Genomic DNA, 20,134 nt, shown 5'->3' with positions numbered 1-20,134 from the left:
GTGCCCACAGAGAAGCCCGATGGCAAGGGCGGCCGCCATGTGAAAATGCTATCAAATAAGTAGCATAAGGTACTACAGCCACGGTTGTTGCCGTGACTTTCTACACTGTCACAAGAAGGTTACATCGCTAAGATCGGCATGTGCCTCCCTTCGACTCTCCACCCGCATCCCAGTCGCCGGCCGCGGAGACCGGTACGGCCACCCGCATGCCCCGGGCGATCCTCGTCGTGGACGATCACGATCTGCTGCGCCTGGGTGTCTGCGCCCTGGTGCAGGCCCAGGCCGGTCCCTCCGACGCGCGCATCGAGGTCTTCGAGGCCAGCAACGTCGCCGATGCGCTCAGGCTCTACGAGGCCCATCGGGCTTCCATCGGCCTTGTGCTGCTCGACCTGGCGCTGCCCGACACCCACGGCCTGAGCGGCCTGGCCGAGTTCCGGATGCGCTTTCCCGAGGCACGGATCGTCGTGCTCTCGGGCACCGGCAACAGCACCCTGGCGCAAGGCGTGCTCGCGCTGGGCGCCGCCGCCTTCCTGCCGAAGTCGGCCGATCTCAAGGAGGTCGTGAGCTTCATCCGCGCCTGCGGCCTGCTCGACGGCGGCCCCGACGCCACGCAACAGCAGCAGCAACCGGCGGCCCCGGCCATGCCCGGCAAGGCACTCAGCGGATATGCCGAGTTCGCCCACGCCAGCGCCTGGCAGGAACTCACGCCCCGGCAGATGCAGGTGCTGCAGTGGGTGCTCGAAGGCAAGGCCAACAAGGAAATCGCCCAGCTCGCGAACCTGAGCGAAGGCACGGTGAAGAACCATGTCTCGACCATCCTGCTGCTCTTCGGCATGCGCTCGCGTGCCCAGCTGATCAGCACCCTGCATTGAGCGTGCAGCCCGCCGCGCCGAACGCCCCGACCGCCGACCACGCGCTCGGCCAGCGGGTGCTGCGCGAGCACGTCGCCTCGGTCTACAGCACCTACAGCGCCTCGACGCTCACGCACATGGCCTTCGTGGTCGTGTTCGGCAGCATCATCTATTCGCAGCTGAAAGACCCGAGCCTGCTGTTCTGGCTCGCCGGCCTGCTGATGGCCGACATCTACGTTTTCTTCACGCCGCGCTGGAACCCGTCGCGGCCGGTGCGGGAGAGTGCCTACTGGGCGCGCAAGATCTCGCGCGTGGTCACGCTGGTGAGCATGGTCACGGCGGTGGTGCCCTGGCTCATCGTGCCGCATAACAACCTGCCGATGACCTCGCTGCTGATGGCGGTGATCGTCGGCAGCTGCGCGCGGGCGGCGCAGTCGCTCTGGCCGCTGAAGCCGGCGCTCTTCGGCTACACCATGCCGATGTCGCTGGGCATGATCACCGCGCTGGCCTGGCAGGGCGACGGGCTGCACCTGTTCCTGGCGGCGGCCGGCGCGGCCTACCTGCTGCTCACGCTGTATGCGGGCATCGGCCAGCACAAGCTGCTGACTGAATCGCTCATGCTGCGCTTCGAGAACGAGGCACTCGCCGCCCGGCTCGGCGAGCAGATCGCCGCCACCGAACGCGCGAGCGAGGAGAAAACGCGCTTCCTCGGCACGGCCAGCCACGACCTGCGGCAGCCGCTGCACGCCATCGCGCTCTTCGGTGCCGCGCTCGAGAACGAGCTGCGCGACCGCCCCGAAGGCCGCAACGCCGAGCGCCTGATGCGAGCGGTGAACGCGCTGGGCGCCTCGCTCGACACCATGCTCGACGTCTCGCGCCTGGATGCCGGCGTGATCACGCCAGCGCCCCAGCCGGTGCAGCTCGACGCGCTCTTCCTGCCGCTGAACCACACCTTCGCGGCGCGGGCCGAGCACAAGGAGCTGCAACTGCGCGTGCGCGCCAGCGGCCTGTGGGTGTACAGCGACCCTCAATTGCTGCACCGCATGCTGTCGAACCTCATGGACAACGCGCTGAAGTACACGATGCGCGGCGGCGTGACCGTCACGGCGCGCGAGCGCGGCGAAGCTGTGTGGATCGAGGTGCGCGACACCGGCATCGGCATCGCGCCCGAGCAGTCGGGGCGGATCTTCGAGGAGTTCTATCAGATCAACAATCCGGGCCGCGACCGTTCGCGGGGGCTGGGCATCGGGTTGTCGATCGTGCAGCGGCTGTCGCGGCTGCTTGGCCATCCGGTGCAGATGCATTCACGTCCGGGGCGGGGCACGCATTTCCGCGTGGTGGTGCCTATCGCGAGTGCGCCGGAGCGGGCGCAGGCCGAGCTGGCTGCGGCCTCCCTGAACGAGGCAGCCTCCGCCGGGGAGCGCAAGGTGTCGACTCTGGCATTGCCTGGCCGCGTGCTGCTGCTCGACGACGAACTGGAAATCCGCGAGGCCATGACCGGCCTGCTGCGCTCCCACGCCATCGACGCCCACGCCGTGTCGGACGAGGCTGGTGCCGCGGCCGCCCTGCGCCAGGCTGCGCGCGAGGGCCGGCCCTTCGATCTGCTGCTGTGCGACTACCGGCTGGCCGACGGCGTCGACGGGCTCGATGCCGGCCTGCGGCTGAGCCAGTCCGAGGGCGCTGCCACGCCGCTGCTGCTCATCACCGGCGAAACCTCGCCGGACCGGCTGCAGCGTGTGCGCGAGTCGCAGGTGCCGGTGCTCTTCAAGCCGGTGGTGGCCGACCTGCTGCTGCAGGCGATGGCCGAGGTTGCCGTTGCCAGATAGCGCCAGCCGACCGCAACAGGTCCGGCTGCATTTGAATTCATTTGTATTATTTTTGACGCCAGATGCGGCGAGTAGGCGTCGTGTTCGGCAGCGCCCATGACTTTCGACACTGGCGGGTAACGGCGCCGTGACCTATCTTCACTGCATCGCGTCGCTCGCGATGGAGTAGTAGGTAGGGGAGAGAGAAAGTGAGCGGCCCCGGCGCAAGCCGGGGCCGTTTTTTTTATCCGAGCAGCGCCTGCGCGAACTCGCGGGCGTTGAAGGTTTCCAGGTCTTCCAGCTTCTCGCCCACACCGATGAAGTAGACCGGAATCGGCCTCTCCCGCGCGATGGCGCACAGCACGCCGCCCTTGGCCGTGCCGTCGAGCTTGGTCACGACCAGGCCGGTGAGGCCCAGCGTTTCGTCGAAGGCCTTGACCTGCGCCAGCGCGTTCTGGCCGGTGTTGCCGTCGATCACCAGCAGCACCTCGTGCGGCGCGGTGCCGTCGGCCTTGGTGACGACGCGCTTGATCTTCTTGAGCTCGTCCATCAGGTGCAGCTGCGTCGGCAAGCGGCCGGCCGTGTCGACCAGCACAACGTCCTTGCCGCGCGCCTTGCCGGCGTTCACCGCGTCGAAGCTCACGGCCGACGGATCGCCGCCTTCCTGGCTCACGATCTCGACGGTGTTGCGGTCGGCCCAGACCAGCAGTTGCTCGCGCGCCGCCGCCCGGAAGGTGTCGGCCGCCGCCAGCAGCACCGAGGCGCCTTCGTCGGCCAGGTGCTTGGTGAGCTTGCCGATGGAGGTGGTCTTGCCCGCGCCGTTGACGCCGGCCACCATGATCACGGTGGGCGTGAACTGGCCGATGACCAGCGGCTTCTCGAGCGGCTTCAGCAGGTCGGCCACTGTCTCGGCCAGCAGTGCCTTGACCTGCGAAGCATCGGTGGCCATCTGGCGCTTCACGCGGCCGCGCAGGTCTTCGAGCAGGTATTCGGTCGCCTTGACGCCGGTGTCGGCCATCAGCAGGGCGGATTCGAGCTCCTCGTAGAGCTCTTCGTCGATCTTCGCATTGACGAACACGGCCTGGATGCCGGTGCCGGTCTTGCGCAGGCCGGTCTTGAGCTTGTCGAACCAGCCCTTGCGCTCGGTGGCGATCACGGGTTCGGCAACCGGCGCGGCGGCCACCGGAGTCGGCGCGGGCGCAGGCGTGGCGGAAGGAGCGGGGGCCGGGGAGGATGGCACGACCGGTGTAGCGGCCGGTGCGGGAGCGGGGGAGGGAACCGGTACGGACGCTGGCGTGGTGACGGGTGCGGGCGCCGGCGTTTCTTCCGCCGCCGGCTTCGAGCCGAACCAGCTCGAAGGCGAAAACACCGAGCGTGCGGGCGCGGGCTCCGGGGCAGGCGCCGCCGGGGCCGGCGGGGTGGGCGCCGGCGCGTCGGGGGCCTCGGCAGACGGTTTTTTCTTGAAGAAACTGAACATCGGGAGCTTTTTACAATCCGAGCCATTCTATGAAACACCTCCCGCCACGCCGCGCTGCGTCTGGTGCGGTGCTGGCGATGGCGCTCCTGGCGCCATGGGCCGTGCCTGCCCAGGCTCAATCCGCTTCGCCTTCCGCCGCAGCCGCCGCCGCGGCTCCCGGTCCCCAGCAATTCACGCTCGCCAACGGCATGACGCTGATCGTGCAGCCCGACCGGCGCTCGCCGACGGCGGTGCAGATGGTGTGGGTCCGCGTCGGCTCCATCGACGAGGTCGACGGCACCTCCGGCGTGGCCCATGCGCTCGAACACATGATGTTCAAGGGCACCAAGGACATCAAGCCCGGCGAGTTCTCCCGCCGCGTGGCCGCCCTCGGCGGCCAGGAAAACGCCTTCACCACCCGCGACTACACCGGCTACTACCAGCAGATCCCGGTCGGCAGCCTGGAGCAGGTGATGAAGCTCGAATCGGACCGCTTCGCCAACAACCAGTGGCCCGACGACGAGTTCAAGCGCGAGATCGAGGTGGTCAAGGAAGAGCGCCGCCTGCGCACCGAAGACCAGCCGCGCGCCCTGCTGGGCGAGCAGCAGAACGCCGCCGTCTTCACCGCCTCTCCCTACCACCGCCCCGTGGTCGGCTGGATGAGCGACCTCGACGCCATGACGCCCGAGGATGCGCGCGCCTTCTTCAAGCAGTGGTACGTGCCCGCCAACGCCGTGCTCGTGGTGGCCGGCGACGTCGACGTGGCGCAGGTGCGCGCCATGGCCGAGAAGTACTACGGCCGCATCCCCTCGCGCGCCGTGCCCGCGCGCAAGCCGCGCATCGAGCCGCCACAGCGCGGCATCCGCCGCATCGAGCTGAAGGCCCCGGCTGAACAGGCCTACGTGTCGCTCGCGTACCGCGTGCCGCAGCTCGCCAATATCGACGACGTGAACAGCGACGCCTGGGCGCTGGTGGTGCTCTCGGCCGTGCTCGACGGCTATTCCGGCGCCCGGCTCGACCGCGCGCTGACCCAGGGACCCGATCGCGTCGCCGATTCCGCGGGCGCCTACTCGGGCTTCGTCGGCCGCGGCCCGCAGCTCTTCGTGCTCGACGGCGTTCCGGCCGCCGGCAAGAGCGCGGAGGTGGTCGAGGCCGCTTTGCGTGCACAGGTCGTGCGCATTGCCAAGGAGGGCGTGGGCGAGGCCGAACTGGCCCGCGTCAAGACCCAGTGGGTGGCGAGCGAGACCTACAAGCGCGACTCCGTGATGGCGCAGGCGCGCGAGCTCGGCAGCAACTGGATCCAGGGCCTGCCGCTGGACGCCAGCGAGCGCATCGTCGCCCGGTTGCAATCCGTCACGGCCGCCCAGGTGCAGGCCGTGGCCGCAAAGTACTTCGGCGACGACCAGCTCACCGTCGCCACGCTGCGCCCCCTGCCACCCGAGGCCAAGCCGCGTGGCCGTGGCTTCGCCGCCCCCGCGGGCGAGATGCGCTGAAAGGTGACGATTCCCATGCAGAAGACTTTCATGAAGACCGCGCGTCGCGCCCTGATCGCGGGTGCCGTCGCCGTGGCGGGCATCACCGGCGCGCAGGCCGCGCTGCCCATCCAGCACTGGACGCTGGCCAACGGCGCGAAGATCTATCTCGTGTCGACCAACGCGCTGCCGATCGTCGACGCGCAGATCGATTTCGACGCCGGCAGCCGCCGCGACCCCGCCGCGCAGGCCGGCCTGGCCAGCGTGACCGCGACCATGGTCGAGAAGGGCGTGCGTGCAGGAAAGAATGGCGAGCCCGCGCTCGACCAGAACGCGCTGGGCGAAGCCTGGGCCGATCTGGGCGCCAGCTTCGACGTGAGCGCCGGCACCGATCGCACCAGCTATTCGCTGCGCTCGCTGTCCGATCCGGCGCTGCTGAACAAGGCGGTGGCGCTGGCCGCGCGCGAGATCGGCGAACCCTCCTTCCCCGACGACGTGTGGCAGCGCGAGCGCGAGCGCATCAACGCCGCCATCAAGGAGGCCAACACCAAGCCCGCCACCGTTACTGGCCGCGCCTTCGCTGCAGACGTGTACGGCACGCACCCCTACGGCCAGGAAGTGACGGAAGAGACGCTCGCGCGCATCGACACCGCCGCCATGCGCCAGCGCTACCAGCAGCTCATCGTGCCGTGCCGCGCCAAGCTCAGCATCGTCGGTGCCGTCACGCGCGCGGAGGCCGAGACCATCGCGACCACGCTGCTGTCGCGCCTGCCCGGCCCCGAGGCCTGCACGCCGCTGCCGGCCGTCGCCCCGGTTGCTGCGCTGACCGCGCCGAAGAACGAGCGCATCGCCTTCGACTCGGCGCAGGCCCATGTGCTCATCGGCCAGCCCGGCTATCCGCGCAAGGACCCGGACCACTTCGCGCTCACGCTGGGCAACTATGTGCTGGGCGGCGGCGGTTTCGTCTCGCGCCTGATGAACGAGGTGCGCGAGAAGCGCGGCCTCACCTACAGCATCTACAGCGGCTTCGCGCCGGGGCTCGAGGCAGGCGCGTTCCGCATCGGCTTCCAGACCCGTCCCGACCAGGCCGAAGAGGCCGTCAAGGTGTCGCGCGAAGTGCTCGCGAAGTTCGTGGCTGAGGGCCCGACCGCCGCCGAGCTGAAGGCGGCCAAGGACAACCTGATCGGCGGCTTCCCGCTGCTGCTGGACAGCAACCGCAAGCTGATCGGCAACGTCGCCAACATCGCCTGGCACGACCTGCCGCTGGACTATCTCGACACCTGGACCGCGCGCATGAACGCGGTCACCGCCGCCGACGTGAAGGCCGCGTTCCAGCGCAAGCTGCAGCCCGAACGCATGGTGACGGTGGTGGTGGGCGGCAAGGACGCCAGTACTGCCAAGGCGCAGCAATAGCTACTGGGCCAATGCGTGCGGCCCGCTGGTGGCGGCCGCGCGCACCGCGGCGCCCAGCCGTTCGAGCAGTTTCGGCGCCGCGCGCGCGTGCTGCCAGTAGAGCGGCACCGGCAGCATCGAATCGGGCACCAGCTCGACCAGCCTTCCCTCCTTGAGTGCCCCGGCCACCATGCTGACCGGGTGCATGCCCCAGCCCATCCCCGAGCACGCAGCTTCGACGAAAGCGCTGGGCGACGGAATCCAGTGCCTCGGCGTCTCGACATTGCGGTGGCAGATGCGCCGCACCCAGCGCGCCTGCAGCCTGTCCTTGCGGTCGAACACCAGGCTGGGCGCGCTCGCCAGCGTGCGGGCGCCCACGCCTTTTGCGAAATGCTCCCGCACGAAACCGGGGCTGGCCGCCGCCACGTAGTGCGTCGTGCCCAGGGCCTCGCTGTTGCAGCCCGCCACCGGCTGGGCCAGCGCGGTGACCGCCGCGAGCACCGCGCCGCTGCGCAGGCGCTCGGCCGTGTGGTCCTGGTCGTCCACCGTCAGGTCGAGCAGCGCGCCCGGTTCCTGCGCGGTGAAGGCCGACGCCGCTGCGATGAACCAGGTCGCAAGCGTGTCGGCATTGACCGCCACGCGGATCGTGACGCGCTCGTCCCCCGCTTCGCCGCTGCCCATGCCGAGGGCGGGCAGGGCGTCGCGCAGCTCGTGCTCCAGCATGCCCACGCGCTCGACGTGCCGGCACAGTTGCTGGCCGGCTTCGGTCGCCACGCAGGGCTGGCCGCGCACCAGCAGCGCCCCGCCGGTTTTCTCCTCCAGCTGACGGATGCGCTGCGACACCGCCGAAGGCGTGACGTGCAACGCGCGCGCGGCGCGTTCGAAGCTGCCTTCGCGCACAACGGCGGAGAGGGCGTTCAGGGCGGCGTAGTCGAGCATGGGCGGTCCTCGAGTAATGAAGAAAAACTGAATCTGCTTAAGAAAGTTTAGTTTGAGTTAATGCGCGGCGGCCGGCATCCTCCGACGGATGCAAGCCGTACAAGTCACCACCGCCTTCGCCAACGGGCTCTTCATGAGCCTGGTCCTCATCGTCGCCATCGGTGCTCAGAACGCCTATGTGCTGCGCCAGGGCCTGCGGCGCGAGCACGTCGGCGCGGTGGTGCTGTTCTGCGCCGCCAGCGACGCGGTGCTGATCGGCGCCGGCGTGGCCGGCATGGCGCAGGCGCTGAAGGGGCGGCCGATGCTGGCCACCGCGCTCGCGGGGCTGGGCGCCGCCTTCCTGTGCGCCTACGGGCTCAGGGCGCTGTGGCGCTCGCGGCAGCCGGCGGCACTGCAGGCCACGGCGCAGGGCGCCTCGTCGCTGTCGCGCGCGGCGGTGGTGGCGCAGGCGGCCGGCTTCACGCTGCTGAATCCGCACGTCTACCTCGACACGGTGCTGCTCGTGGGCAGCGCGGGTGCGCAGCAGGCGGGACTGCTGAAGGTCTGGTTCGTGGCGGGCGCCGCCACGGCGAGCGCGCTGTGGTTCACCTCGCTGGGCTTCGGAGCGCGGCTGCTCGCGCCTGTTTTCGCCAAGCCCCGCGCCTGGCAGATGCTCGACGCGCTGATCGGCGGCACCATGCTCGTGCTCGCGGCAATGCTTCTGCGCCGCGCGTTGGCAGGGGCTTGAGAGTCCGGCGGATTCGGCGGCGTTAAGCTCGTCGCATGCCCCAGCACCAGAAGAAAGCCGCCTCACCCTCCCGATCCGCACCTGCCGGCAACAGGTCCAAGCCGGCGGTCAAGCGCCCCTCGAAGCCCAGCGAGGTGCGCATCATCGGCGGCGAATGGAAGCGCACCCGCCTCGCCGTGGCCGACAAGCCCGGCCTGCGCCCCACACCCGACCGCGTGCGCGAGACCCTCTTCAACTGGCTCGCGAGCCTGGCCGGCGCCGGTGGCGGGGAGCTTCCCGGCTGGCGGTGCGTGGATGCCTTCGCGGGCACCGGCGCGCTCGGCCTCGAGGCCGCTTCGCGCGGCGCGGCCAGCGTGCTGCTGTGCGAGCAGGACGCCGCGCTCGTCGCCCAGCTGCAGGCCGTCAAGACCAAGCTCGAAGCCGAGGCCGTTCGCATCGAGCGCGGCAACGGCGTCACCGCGCTCGAACGAGCGCCCGCGGGCAGCCTCGACGTCGTCTTCCTCGATCCGCCCTTCGACAACGCCGCGCTCTACGAGCCCGCGCTTCGTGCCGCCGCACGTTCGCTGCGCGCCGAAGGCTCGGTGTACCTCGAGGCCCCGCGCCGCTGGAGCGGCGGAGAACTCGCGGCCCTGGGCCTCGCCGAGTTCCGCTACCTGAAGGCCGGCGCCGTGCATGCACATCTGCTGAGGCCCGCCGCGCAGGGGACTGCATAATCCGCCGGACAAGCCGCACCGGCAGCATGAGGAAGAAGCAACCATGGCCAGCAACGTCATCGCGGTTTATCCCGGCACTTTCGACCCCATCACCCTCGGTCACGAGGACGTGGTGCGCCGTGCCACCCAGCTCTTTTCCAAGGTGATCGTCGCGGTCGCGGCGGGCCATCACAAGAAGGCGCTGTTCACCCTCTCCGAACGCATGGACATGGCCCGCGAGGCCGTCAAGCCCTACAGCGACCAGGTCTCCGTCGAAAGCTTCTCGGGCCTGTTGCGCGACTTCGTCGTCGCGCGCGGCGGCAAGGCCATGGTGCGCGGCCTGCGCGCCGTGACCGACTTCGACTACGAGTTCCAGCTCGCGGGCATGAACCGCTCCCTGATGCCCGACGTCGAGACCGTCTTCCTGACCCCGAGCGACAAGTACCAGTTCATCTCCAGCACCTTCGTGCGCGAGATCGCGATGCTCGGCGGCGAAGTCCACAAGTTCGTCTCCCCGAACGTGGAGCAGCAGCTGGCTGCAAAAGTCCGCAGCCTCGGACGTGAGTAAGTTCTCCCCCAGGCTGCGCGCACTTCGTGTCGCTTCGCCAACCCCCACTCCGGGGGCGACACCGGTGGCCCGGCAAAGCCGGTTCCACGGTGTCGCGCGAAGAGCCCGGCCTTGACCACGGGCCGGCGTGAAGTGAACGACGTGCCCCTGCCCCGCCTGCATCTGCTGGGCGACGCAGCACTGCTGTGCGACCTGCCCGCACCCGCCACGCTCGCGCAGCAGCAGCGCATCTGGGCGCTGGCCGAGCATGCGCGGGAGTGGCCCGGCGTCGGCGAGACGCTGCCGGGCATGAACAACCTCACGCTCACCTTCGATCCGACCGCGATCGACCTCGACACGCTCACCGCGCGGGTGCTCGAAGCCTGGCCGAAGCTGTCGGCTGGCGCTGTCGAGGGCCGACTGGTCGAGATCCCGGTGGCCTATGGCGGCGAGCACGGGCCCGATCTGGCCGACGTCGCGGCCCACACCGGCTTCACACCGGCCGAGGTGGTGCGGCGCCACACCGCCGCCGAGTACGTCGTCTACCTGCTGGGCTTCCTGCCCGGCTTCAGTTTCATGGGCGGACTGCCGCCCGAACTCGCCACGCCACGCCGGGCGGAGCCGCGCCTCGCGGTGCCCGCGCGCTCGGTCGGCATCGGCGGCGAGCAGACCGGCATCTATCCGCTGGTGTCGCCGGGCGGCTGGCAGCTGATCGGCCGCACGCCGCTGGAGATGTTCGACCCTGCCGCCGAGCCGCCTACGCTGCTGCGACCTGGCGACCGCGTGCGCTTCGTGGCCGAGAGCGTGCAGACATGATCGTCGTGCGCAAGCCCGGCGTGCTCGCCTCGGTGCAGGACCTGGGCCGCCATGGCCATCGCCAGCTCGGCATCTGCCCGGGCGGCGCGCTCGACGTGCTGGCCCTCACGCTGGCCAACCGGCTGGTGGGCAATGCCGATCGCGCGGCGGGGCTGGAGCTCACCATGGGCGGCTGCGAGCTGCAGTTCGAGGCCGACACGCGCATCGCGCTCGCGGGCGACGACTTCGGCGCCAGCCTCGACGGCGTGCCGCTGTGGCCCTGCTGGAGCGTGCCGGTCGCTGCCGGCCAGACGCTCAGGCTCGCAGGCGCCAACGCCGGCGGCACGAAGAAGCCCGGCGTGCGCAGCTGGCTCGCGGTGGCGGGCGGCATCGACGTGCCGCCGGTCCTCGACTCGCGCAGCACCGATCTCAAGGCCGGCTTCGGCGGGCTTCAAGGCCGTGCGCTGCGCAAGGGAGACCGCTTGCCGACGGGTGTTGCGATGCTCGATGCCGCGCAGCGCGAACGCCGGCCCTTCGGCATCCGCGGTCCTGACTGGGGACCGGCCGAGGACGACGGCGCCATCGCGCTGCGCGTGCTGCCAGGCCCCGAGTTCGAACTGTTCACGCTGGCCGCGCGCGAGCAACTCTGGGGCGAGCGCTGGCGCATCACCCCGCAGAGCAACCGCATGGGCAGCCGCCTCGAAGGCGCCGAGCTCAGGCGCAAGCGCAGCGGCGACATGCTTTCCTCTGGCGTGATCCCCGGCACGATCCAGGTGCCGCCCTCGGGCCAGCCGATCATCCTGATGGGCGATGCGCAGACCACCGGCGGCTATCCGCGCATCGGCGTGGTCATCCGCGCCGACCTCTGGAAGCTCGCGCAGGCGCCGCTCAACGGCAGGCTGCGCCTCGTGCAGGTCGACCAGCCGCAGGCGCTGGCCGCGTGGGCCGGCCAGCAGCGCTACCTCGCGCAGGTGGCTCAAGGCCTTGCGGCTGCGGGTTGGCCGGGCGCGGCATAGACTGCCCGGAAATCGCGAGAGAGAAAAAGGAAGCCCACGATGCAAATCGATCTGAATGCCGACCTCGGCGAAGGCGCCGGCAACGACGAAGCGCTGCTCGCGCTGGTGAGTTCCGCCAACATCGCCTGCGGCTGGCACGCCGGCGACGCGAAGACCATGCAGCAGTGCGTGCGCTGGGCCATGCGCAACGGCGTGGCCATCGGCGCGCATCCCAGCTTTCCCGACCGCGAGAACTTCGGCCGCAGCACCATGCACCTGCCGCCCGAGGAGATCGTGGCCAACGTGCTCTACCAGGTGGGCGCGCTGGCGGCCATCGTGAAGGCCGAGGGGGGCAGGCTCTCGCACGTGAAGGCCCACGGCCAGCTCTACAACCAGGCCGTGAAGGAGCCCGAACTCGCCGACGCGCTGTGCGAGGCCGTGCGCCGCTTCGATCCCTCGCTCAGGTTCTTCGGCCTGGCGGGCAGCAACATGATCGACGCGGCCCGCCGCGCCGGCCTCGAGCCCGTGGAGGAAGTGTTCGCCGACCGCGGCTACATGCCCGACGGCAGCCTCGTGCCGCGCAGCCAGCCCGGCGCGCTGATCGAGAGCGAGGAGCAGTCGCTCGCGCAGACCCTCTCGCTGGTGCGCGACCGCCGCGTGACCGCCATCGACGGCAGTGTCGTGCCGGTCAATGCGCAGACCGTCTGCCTGCATGGCGACGGCGCCCATGCGCTGGCCTTTGCGCGCCGCATCCGCGAGCGGCTGGAGGCCGAGGGCATCGCCGTCCGGGCGACGGCCTGACCGCCGGAACGCCTGAACGAGCAAGGCAGACCGTGGCAGCCAAGCCCATCAAGGTCCTGCTCACCGGCTTCGAGCCCTTCGAGCAGGAGGTGCTCAACCCCTCGTGGGACGCCGTGCGCGCGCTCGACGGCTGGAAGGTGGGCCGAGCGACGGTCCATGCGCGACTGGTGCCCTGTGTCTTCGGCGATGCCATCGACGCCTTGCTGGCGGCCATGGACGAGCTGCAGCCCCAACTGGTGCTGTGCATCGGCCAGGCCGGCGGCCGCACGGAGTTCACGCCGGAGCGCATCGCCATCAACATCGACGACGCGCGCACGGCCGACAACAAGGGGCAGGAGCCCATCGACGTGCCGGTGGTGCCGGGCGGGCCCGCCGCGTACTTCTCGACGCTGCCGATCAAGGCGATGGTGCGCGAGCTGCGCGCGGCCGGCGTGCCGGCCTCGGTGTCGAACAGCGCGGGCACCTTCGTGTGCAACCACATCTTCTACGGGCTGATGCACCGCATCGCGACGCAGCCGGTGGCGGTGCCGGGACTGCGCGGCGGCTTCATCCACATTCCCTACCTGCCGGAGCAGGCGGCGCGGTTTCCGGGGGCGCCGAGCATGTCGCTGGAGACCATGGTCAAGGCGCTGCGCATCGCGGTGAGCACATCGCTGGCCGTGGAGCACGACATCGCCGAGACAGGCGGCCAGCTGCACTGAGCGGCCGCGGGAGTCCGGGCTCAGGCGGGAAAGTTCTTCGCCAGCCAGCGGTTGAGCGCGGTGTTGACGAGGTCGGGCTTCTCCATCGTCAGCATGTGGCCGCAGTCGGGCAACCACACCACCTCGGCCTGCGGCAGCAGTGCCGCCATCTCGGTGGTGCACTCGGGAGGCGCGAGCTTGTCCTCGTTGCCGCACATCAGCAGCACGGGCGCGCGCACCGACGCGAGGTGCAGGCGCGCGTCGGGCCGGCGCATCACCGCGCGGTTCTGGCTGATGAGCTGCTGCGCGCCCGCGCCCAGCACGATGTCGAGGTAGCGCTGCACCAGCGCCTCGTCGGCGGCCTGCATGGGGTGGAAAGCGAAGTAGACGTTCGGTTCGATCACGTCGCGCAGCTCGCCGCGCTCGAAGTACTCGATGGCGCCTTCGCGCAGCGTGAACATCTCCGGCGTCTCGGGCCGTGCGCTGGTGCCGAGCAGCACGAGCCCCGCGATGCGTTCGGGCGCCTGGCGGGCAGCCTCCATGGCGACCATGCCGCCCATCGAGGCGCCGCACAGCACCAGCGGCCCCTCGTTGTCGCGCAGCACGGCTGCGGCCATGCCCTCGATGGTGTCGTTGTGCCGCTGGACGTCGCTCACGCGGGCGCCGAAGGCGGAGGGAAGGGCGGGCAGCTGGGCTTCCCAGATGCGCTCGTCGCAGGCGAGGCCGGGCAGCAGGATCAGATTGGGCATGGCCACGGATTCTGCGCGATTGCGGCAGAGGACGCAGCGGCATAGGTCGTGGCATAGGCCTCATGGCCAGCAGCCGTCGCGCGGCGGCGCCGACATACTCGACAGCCCGTGCAGAGGAATCCCGCAATGAATCTTGTAGAACGCGTCCAGGCCATCCTTCTCAAGCCGAAGGCCACCTGGCCCGAGATCGACGCCGAGCCGGCCGACGCCGCATCGCTCTACAGGAACTACGTGATGATCCTCGCGCTGATCCCGGCGCTCGCCAGCTTCATCGGCCTGTCGCTGATCGGCGTAGGTGCCTTTGGCGTGAGCTTCCGCGTGCCGCTGGCCTCGGGGCTCGCGAACATGATCGTGGGCTACGTGCTGTCGCTGGTGATGGTGTTCGTGCTCGCGCTGATCATCGACGCGATGGCGCCCACTTTCGAGGGCACCAGGAGCCAGATCGGCGCGCTCAAGCTTTCGTCCTATGCGAGCACCGCCGCCTTCGTCGGCGGCGTGTTCAGCCTGCTGCCTTCGCTTTCGGTGCTGGGGGCGCTGGCGGCGCTCTATGGCGTCTACCTGCTCTACACCGGCCTGCCGGTGCTCATGAAATGCCCGCCCGACAAGGCCGTCGCGTACACCGCCGTGGTGGTGGTCTGCGCCATCGTCGGCGGCGTGGTGATCGCCTGGGTGCTGGCGCTGCTCACGCCGTCGCCGATGCGACTGGGCGCGGCGCCCGCGGCCGACGCCGTGGTGGCGGTGCTGCAACAGGCGGCGCGGGCGAATACCTGAGCGTCATGCGCACGGTGGAAAATGGGCGGCAATGCCAACGCCCAAGCCCGAAACCACCACCGACCTGATCCTGATCCGCCACGGCGAGACCGCCTGGAACCGCGAACTCCGCTTCCAGGGGCATGCCGACGTTCCGCTCAACGACATCGGCCACGAGCAGGCCCGCCGCATCGGACTGAGGTTGGCCAGCGAGACGGCGGTGCGGCACATCATCAGCAGCGACCTCATGCGCGCGCAGCAGACCGCCGCGCCCGGGGCGCAGCAGCTGTCGCTGCCGGTGGTCACCTCGGCGGCGCTGCGCGAGCAGTTCTTCGGCGTGGTCGAGGGCATGCGCTCCGACGAGATCCAGAGCCTGCATCCGCGTGCCTGGGAAGAGTGGCTGGAGTTCCGTGAAGACCACGCCATGCCCGAGGGCGAGACGGCACGCGAGTTCCACGCGCGCATCATCGCGGCGCTGGGCGGCATCGCCTCGGAGCACCGGGGCCGGCACCTGATCGTCGTCACGCATGGCGGCGTGCTCGACATGGTGTGGCGCACCGCCAGGGGCCTGAGCCTGAGCGGCCCGCGCCGCAGCGACATTCCCAACGCAGGCTTCAACCGCATCCGCATCGCCGATCCGCAGCGGCCCGACGACATCGAGATCGTCGAATGGGCCGACACGCGCCACCTGGCCGACCTGCCGCCGCAGCCGACCTACGACCAGACGCGGCACCTGAAGAACAAGGACTGAGCGGGCACGCTCAGACGCAGCTGCCGGCCTTCGGCGTGCGCAGCAGCGGCTGGCCCGCGCCCACACCCGTGGGCTTGCCGCCGTCGACGGCGAGCTGGCCGTTCACCAGCACAGTGCTCACCCCTTCGGAGAGCAGCGTCGGCTGCGTATAGGTGGCCTTCGCCGCATAACGGGTGGGGTCGAACACCACCACGTCCGCGTAGTAGCCCGGGCGCAGATGGCCGCGCTGCTTCAGCCCCAGCGTGTCGGCCGTAAGCGACGAGCTGCTGCGGATGAACTGCGCCAGCGAGATCGTGTGCTCCTTCACCACGTACTGGTCGTACTTGCGCGCGAAGGTGCCGTAGGCGCGCGGATGGCCGAGCGAGGAGTCCGACGAGGTCATGACCCACGGCCGCTTCATGAAGGCGCGCACGTCGTCGTCGCTCTGGTTGAACGAGGCGATCATCAGGTCGCCGTCGCGCAGCACCGCGATGGCGGCGTCCACCGGATCGGCGTTCGATGCCTTGGCCACGTCGGCCAGCGTCTTGCCCACGTACTTCGTGCTGCCGGCCGAGAACAGGATGGCCTCGGGGCCGCCGCGCAGCCGCAGGTTCTCGCGCATGTCCTTGCGCAGGCGCTCCTGCTGCGAGGCGTCGTCGAAGCGGTGCAGCGTCGCCGCACGGCCGCCCTCGTTGGCCCAGGGCGGCAGCAGCGCGGCCGAGAAACGCGTGCTCGACGCGGTCCACGGATAGTGGTCGGCCGTGATGTCCAGCCCGCCCGCGCGCTCCTTCTCGATGCGCCCGATGATGTCGCCGCTCTGGCCCTGCACGTCGACGCCCAGCGCCTTGATGTGCGCCACGTGCACCGGCAGCTTCGCCTCGTGGCCGATGCGGATCACCTCGTCGATGGAGCCCTTCAGGCCGATGTTGTACATGGACTCGTCGCGGATGTGGCTGTCGTACAGGCCGCCGTGCCGTGCCGCCACTTTCGCGAGCTCGATGACCTCCTCGGTCTTCGAGAAGTTCTGCGGCGTGTAGAAGAGGCCGGTGGAAAGGCCCAGCGCGCCCTCGCACATGCCCTGGCTCACGAGCTTCTTCATCGCCTCCAGCTGTTCGGGCGTGGGCGCCCGGTTGGCCTCGCCCAGTTCGCTCATGCGCACCGGGCCGAAACCCACGTACATGGCAACGTTGGTGCCCACCGGCGCGGCGCGCAGCTTCTGCGCCTGTGCCGCGATGTCGAAGCCACCGAAGCCGTCGTTGCCGATCACCGCGGTGGTCACGCCCTGCGTGATGAACGGGATGTTCAGCCGCTTCTTCGGGTCGTTCGAGTGCAGGTCGGCATCCGCGTGCGTATGGGCGTCGATGAAGCCCGGCGCCACCACCATGCCCGTGGCGTCGATGACGCGCCTTGCCGTGAACTGCGCCGGCGCCGCCTTGCCCGCGAACACGATGCGGTCGCCAGCGATGCCGACGTCGCCCACCACCGGCATGTCGGAGTCGCCCGTGTACACGGTGCCGCCGCGCAGCAGCAGGTCGAGGGCGACCGGGGCGCCATCGGCGGCATGGAGAGCGGGTGAGAAGGGCGCGAGTGCCGAGAGAACGGCCAGAGTGACGAGCGACTTGTGCATGGAAGGCCTGCCCGCGAGGGCGTGGTGTCTGAGGGAGCGGCCAGTCTAGGAGCCGCTCGCATGCTGTCGCCAATTCCTTTTGCACCATGCCCCATGACCTGAAGGCATGGAGTTTGGGTCTGCCTCAACGCTCGGGCCGGACCTGCTCAGGCGTGCGCCGCGGTTCCACCGGTCAACTGCCCGAGGCCGAGCCGGGCATACACCGCGGCCGCCTGCCTGCGCAGGCGCAGCGACTCGGGCTGGCCGTTGAGCTGCTGCTGCAGGATGCCCTGGGCAACCCCCAGCGAAGACGCCGTGCCGCTGCGCACCAGCGCATCGAGATACACCTGCTCGAACAGGTCGCGCTGCGCGTGGCTGCCGCCGATCTCGATCATGCGCGGCAGCGCCGTGCCCAGGCCTTCGATGGCTGCCGGAAGATTGCCCTGCGCGTAGGCCACCAGCCCGTGCGCGGCGGGGACGCAGACGCGCTGCCATGCCGCGCGCGTCGACGCCGGCGCATCCGGTGCGAAGGCCAAGATGTTGCGCAACAGAACCCCCGCCTCGGGGCGGCCGGCGCGCGCCAGGCCGTAGAGGTACTGCAGGTCGAGAAAGGGCAGCACGTGGTCGGCCTGCCGCTGCCGCAGGTGGTCGGCCACGTCGTCCCAGCGCCTGCCCACGTCGATGCCGGCAAGCTCAAGCCGCGCGAGCAGCGAGACCGCACCGATCTGGTCCTGCGAGTAGTCCTTCACCACACCCCAGGCGTGCTCGTCGTACACCGCGAGCGCCTCGGCATCGCGCCCGAGGTCGATGAGGAACAGCGCCACGTGCCACCAGTTGTGCGTGACCATGAACGAGTTGAGGCCGATCCAGGTGTCGCTCACGCTCTCCATGAACGCCAGCCCCTCGGCAAGCCGGCCCTCGGTGAGCATCACGTGCGCCAGCGCATGGTGCGCCCAAGGCTCCTTGCGGCACATCGCGATGGCGCAGCGCGCGCTTGCCTCGGCTTCGCGCATCAGATGGCATTGCTCGTAGCCGAAGGCCGCCATGCCGTGCACGTAGGGCACGTCTGCCGCGTGCGGCAGCACCGCCAGCGCGAGCTTCAGCATGCCGGGGCAGTCGCCGGTGTTGAAGCAGTGGTACTGGCCGAGCTTGACCGACACCAGGTCGCGCGGATGCTCGCGCGCCTGCTCGGCGTGCAGCGCGATGGCGCGGGCGATGTCGCCCTCGGCCCAGGCTTCGATGGCCGCGATGTAGCGCTGCTCGCGCGGCGTGGCGCGCGAGGCGCCGGCGCGAGCCTTCGCGAGGAACGGCCGTGCATTGGCCACGGCTTCCCGCGATTCGGCGAACAGGTGCAGCGTGGCGCAGTAGGCCTGGACGACGGGGCTCGCGTCGTTGCCGGCGGCAGCTAGCAGGTTGACCGCGCGCGCCTCGCTGGAGATGAAGCCCATGACGAAGTCGTCGACCAGCGGCAGGCTTGCGGCATCGTCGAGGGTGAGCGGGTTGCCGAGGCTGTCGGCGAGGGGATTTGCGGAAGGCATGGCGGCATGGTGCCACGGCAGGAATGCTTCAGCGTCGCATAGTTTTTCTGCCGTGCCATTGCCGGGCGCGCAACGCCGGATTGCAACTGCCAAGGCCAGGAACACCGCGGAACCGGCTTTGCCGGGCCGCAGGTGTTGCCCCCGGAAGGGGGTTGGCGCAGCGACACGAAGTGCGCGCAGCCTGGGGGTGAACCTATACCCCGGCCTGCTGGTGCCGGTACTCCTGCGTCTTGCCGCCATAGCCGTAGGCTGCGCCGCGCGCGTCGATCACATGGATGTACGACACCTCGTGCAGGTCCGGCCTGATCTTCGCCATGGCCGCATGCACCTCGCGCAGGTAGCGCGCCTTCTCGGCCTTGGTGTTGGTCTCGTCGGTGATGCTGATGTCGAGGTGGAAGGCCGACTTGCCCAGCGAGGCGAGCGACTGCCCGCCGATGAACCAGGCGTCGGCGGCGATGTACTGCACGGTGACGGCGATGACCGGCAGCTGCTTGCCGAGCACGCTCTGCGTGAGCTCGGCGACGGCGTCGACGGTCTTGCGGGTGAGGTCGGCGTCGGGTTGGCCGGAGAGGTGGACGACGATGTGGGGCATGGCTGGCTCCTTGGATGAATGGGTTGTCGATGGGGTGATTGTGGGAGCCTGCTGGTCATCGGAAAAGCGGGAATATATGATGCATTCCATCGGATAAACGGATGGATTGACCATGCAAGGGTTCGACCTGGAGCAACTGCGCACGCTGGCCGCCGTCGTCGACGCGGGCAGCCTCACGGCGGCCGCGCCGCGTGTTTTTCTCTCGCAGTCGTCGGTGAGCGAGCAGATCCGCAAGCTGGAGGAGCGGGCAGGGCAGTCGCTGCTCACGCGCAGCAAGGCTGGCGTCGCGCCCACCGAGGCGGGGGTGCGGCTGCTGGGCTATGCGCGGCGCATCCTCGCGCTGAGCGACGAGGCATTCCGCGACCTGCACGGCGAGACGTTGCAGGGGGAGCTGCGTCTCGCGGTCACCGACTACTTCCGCCCGGGCGACCTGACGCGGCTGCTGGGGCGGCTCGGCGAGAGCTATCCGCAGGTGCGGCTGCACGTCACCATCCTGAAGAGCGACGCGCTGCGTTCGGCCTATGCCCAAGGCGATTTCGACGTGGCCATCGCGATGAACATCGCCGGAGCTTCCGCGCCCGAGGCCCGGGGCTCGGTGCTGCGGCGCGAGTCGCTGGTGTGGCTCGGCGCGGAGGGCATGCGGCTCGTGCGCGGGGAGCCGCTGCGGCTGCTGGCCCTGCCGGACACCTGCTCGCTGCACCAGTTCACCGTTTCGCTGCTGCGGCGCCGGCGCATACCGTATGCGCTGGCGCACGTCGCGTCGGGCGTGGCGGGGCTGCAGTCGGCGCTGGCGGCGGGCCTGGGCGTTGCCTGCCTCAACGAGTCATCGATCAGCGACGGCGTGACACGGCTGGCGCCGCCTCACGGCCTGCCGGCGCTGCCGCGCGTTGCCTTCCAGTTCCTGGCGGGGCGCAAGGGCGAGACCGCGTTCGTGACCCGGGCGAGGGAGATGCTGGCCACTCACCTGATGTGACGGATCTCGCCAGGGGTGGCGCGGGATTTGCGTCAGCCCCGGCC

The 20,134-nt window shown here is 69.9% G+C and carries 20 protein-coding genes; 14 read left to right on the top strand and 6 right to left on the bottom strand.

Translation table 11 applies throughout. From position 1 onward, the window contains the following. Positions 1-140: 140 nt before the first annotated feature. A complete protein-coding gene (locus ABL838_RS26215; RefSeq protein ID WP_418122637.1) occupies positions 141-872 on the top strand; it encodes a response regulator transcription factor in 732 nt (243 codons plus the stop codon). Further along, complete coding sequence (locus ABL838_RS26210; RefSeq protein WP_418122635.1) at positions 869-2,677, top strand: hybrid sensor histidine kinase/response regulator; 1,809 nt, start codon at positions 869-871, stop codon at positions 2,675-2,677. The genes ABL838_RS26215 and ABL838_RS26210 overlap by 4 nt, the downstream gene beginning before the upstream one ends. 223 nt (positions 2,678-2,900) lie before the next feature. On the opposite strand, the gene ftsY is transcribed toward ABL838_RS26210, so the two are convergent. Next, on the bottom strand, positions 2,901-4,133 hold the full coding sequence (gene ftsY, locus ABL838_RS26205; protein ID WP_418122633.1) for a signal recognition particle-docking protein FtsY: 1,233 nt from the start codon (positions 4,131-4,133) through the stop codon (positions 2,901-2,903). A 77-nt stretch (positions 4,134-4,210) separates the two neighbouring features. Here ftsY and ABL838_RS26200 point away from each other — a divergent pair, with 77 nt between their 5' ends. Both ABL838_RS26200 and ABL838_RS26195 read left to right on the top strand, forming a co-directional pair. After that, positions 4,211-5,605 carry a M16 family metallopeptidase gene (locus tag ABL838_RS26200; protein WP_418125914.1) on the top strand — a complete coding sequence of 465 codons (1,395 nt, stop codon included), beginning with the start codon at positions 4,211-4,213 and terminating at the stop codon, positions 5,603-5,605. Positions 5,606-5,620: 15 nt separating this feature from the next. Next, positions 5,621-6,997: a M16 family metallopeptidase gene (locus ABL838_RS26195; RefSeq protein ID WP_418122632.1), complete on the top strand. Its 1,377-nt coding sequence runs from the start codon at positions 5,621-5,623 to the stop codon at positions 6,995-6,997. Here the strand turns inward: ABL838_RS26195 and ABL838_RS26190 are convergent, their stop codons facing one another. Next, positions 6,998-7,915, bottom strand: coding sequence for a LysR family transcriptional regulator ArgP (locus tag ABL838_RS26190; RefSeq protein WP_418122630.1), 918 nt, complete (start codon positions 7,913-7,915; stop codon positions 6,998-7,000). 88 nt (positions 7,916-8,003) lie between these two features. On the opposite strand from ABL838_RS26190, the gene ABL838_RS26185 reads away from it, so the two are divergent. From ABL838_RS26185 to pcp, 7 genes are all read left to right on the top strand, one after another. Further along, the gene (locus tag ABL838_RS26185; protein WP_184640691.1) at positions 8,004-8,642 is read left to right on the top strand and encodes a LysE/ArgO family amino acid transporter; all 639 of its coding nucleotides are present in this window, start codon (positions 8,004-8,006) and stop codon (positions 8,640-8,642) included. Between the two features lie 35 nt (positions 8,643-8,677). Continuing rightward, on the top strand, positions 8,678-9,355 hold the full coding sequence (locus ABL838_RS26180; protein WP_418122628.1) for an RsmD family RNA methyltransferase: 678 nt from the start codon (positions 8,678-8,680) through the stop codon (positions 9,353-9,355). Positions 9,356-9,398: 43 nt separating this feature from the next. Beyond that, on the top strand, positions 9,399-9,902 hold the full coding sequence (coaD, locus tag ABL838_RS26175) for a pantetheine-phosphate adenylyltransferase (protein WP_126025542.1): 504 nt from the start codon (positions 9,399-9,401) through the stop codon (positions 9,900-9,902). A gap of 147 nt (positions 9,903-10,049) precedes the next feature. After that, positions 10,050-10,697, top strand: coding sequence for a 5-oxoprolinase subunit PxpB (gene pxpB / locus ABL838_RS26170; RefSeq protein ID WP_126025541.1), 648 nt, complete (start codon positions 10,050-10,052; stop codon positions 10,695-10,697). Then, entirely contained in the window at positions 10,694-11,692 is a 999-nt protein-coding gene (locus tag ABL838_RS26165; RefSeq protein ID WP_418122626.1) for a biotin-dependent carboxyltransferase family protein, read from the top strand. The genes pxpB and ABL838_RS26165 overlap by 4 nt, the downstream gene beginning before the upstream one ends. Before the next feature lie 39 nt (positions 11,693-11,731). Beyond that, complete coding sequence (gene pxpA, locus ABL838_RS26160; protein ID WP_418117810.1) at positions 11,732-12,472, top strand: 5-oxoprolinase subunit PxpA; 741 nt, start codon at positions 11,732-11,734, stop codon at positions 12,470-12,472. A gap of 32 nt (positions 12,473-12,504) precedes the next feature. After that, entirely contained in the window at positions 12,505-13,173 is a 669-nt protein-coding gene (gene pcp / locus ABL838_RS26155) for a pyroglutamyl-peptidase I (protein WP_418122625.1), read from the top strand. 20 nt (positions 13,174-13,193) lie between these two features. Here pcp and ABL838_RS26150 read toward each other — a convergent pair whose 3' ends face one another. Continuing rightward, entirely contained in the window at positions 13,194-13,901 is a 708-nt protein-coding gene (locus ABL838_RS26150) for an alpha/beta fold hydrolase (protein WP_418122623.1), read from the bottom strand. A 126-nt stretch (positions 13,902-14,027) separates the two neighbouring features. Here ABL838_RS26150 and ABL838_RS26145 point away from each other — a divergent pair, with 126 nt between their 5' ends. Together ABL838_RS26145 and ABL838_RS26140 are read left to right on the top strand one after the other, a co-directional pair. Continuing rightward, positions 14,028-14,672 carry a Yip1 family protein gene (locus ABL838_RS26145; RefSeq protein WP_418122622.1) on the top strand — a complete coding sequence of 215 codons (645 nt, stop codon included), beginning with the start codon at positions 14,028-14,030 and terminating at the stop codon, positions 14,670-14,672. 31 nt (positions 14,673-14,703) lie between these two features. Next, positions 14,704-15,402 (top strand): histidine phosphatase family protein, encoded by a 699-nt coding sequence (locus ABL838_RS26140; RefSeq protein ID WP_126025535.1) that lies wholly within the window; start codon positions 14,704-14,706, stop codon positions 15,400-15,402. A 10-nt stretch (positions 15,403-15,412) separates the two neighbouring features. Here ABL838_RS26140 and ABL838_RS26135 read toward each other — a convergent pair whose 3' ends face one another. The 3 genes from ABL838_RS26135 to ABL838_RS26125 form a co-directional block, all read right to left on the bottom strand. Continuing rightward, positions 15,413-17,008 carry an N-acyl-D-amino-acid deacylase family protein gene (locus ABL838_RS26135; protein ID WP_418122621.1) on the bottom strand — a complete coding sequence of 532 codons (1,596 nt, stop codon included), beginning with the start codon at positions 17,006-17,008 and terminating at the stop codon, positions 15,413-15,415. Positions 17,009-17,154: 146 nt separating this feature from the next. Then, positions 17,155-18,525, bottom strand: coding sequence for a tetratricopeptide repeat protein (locus tag ABL838_RS26130; RefSeq protein WP_418122620.1), 1,371 nt, complete (start codon positions 18,523-18,525; stop codon positions 17,155-17,157). A 193-nt stretch (positions 18,526-18,718) separates the two neighbouring features. Beyond that, on the bottom strand, positions 18,719-19,117 hold the full coding sequence (locus ABL838_RS26125) for a tautomerase family protein (RefSeq protein WP_126025532.1): 399 nt from the start codon (positions 19,115-19,117) through the stop codon (positions 18,719-18,721). A 112-nt stretch (positions 19,118-19,229) separates the two neighbouring features. Here ABL838_RS26125 and ABL838_RS26120 point away from each other — a divergent pair, with 112 nt between their 5' ends. Next, a complete protein-coding gene (locus ABL838_RS26120; protein WP_418122619.1) occupies positions 19,230-20,090 on the top strand; it encodes a LysR family transcriptional regulator in 861 nt (286 codons plus the stop codon). The last annotated feature ends 44 nt before the right edge of the window (positions 20,091-20,134 follow it).

Source organism: Variovorax sp. 160MFSha2.1 (assembly GCF_048305075.1).
Taxonomy (GTDB): domain Bacteria; phylum Pseudomonadota; class Gammaproteobacteria; order Burkholderiales; family Burkholderiaceae_C; genus Variovorax; species Variovorax guangxiensis.
The sequence above is the reverse complement of the archived record's forward strand: the minus strand, read 5'-3'. Positions and strand labels throughout refer to the sequence as shown.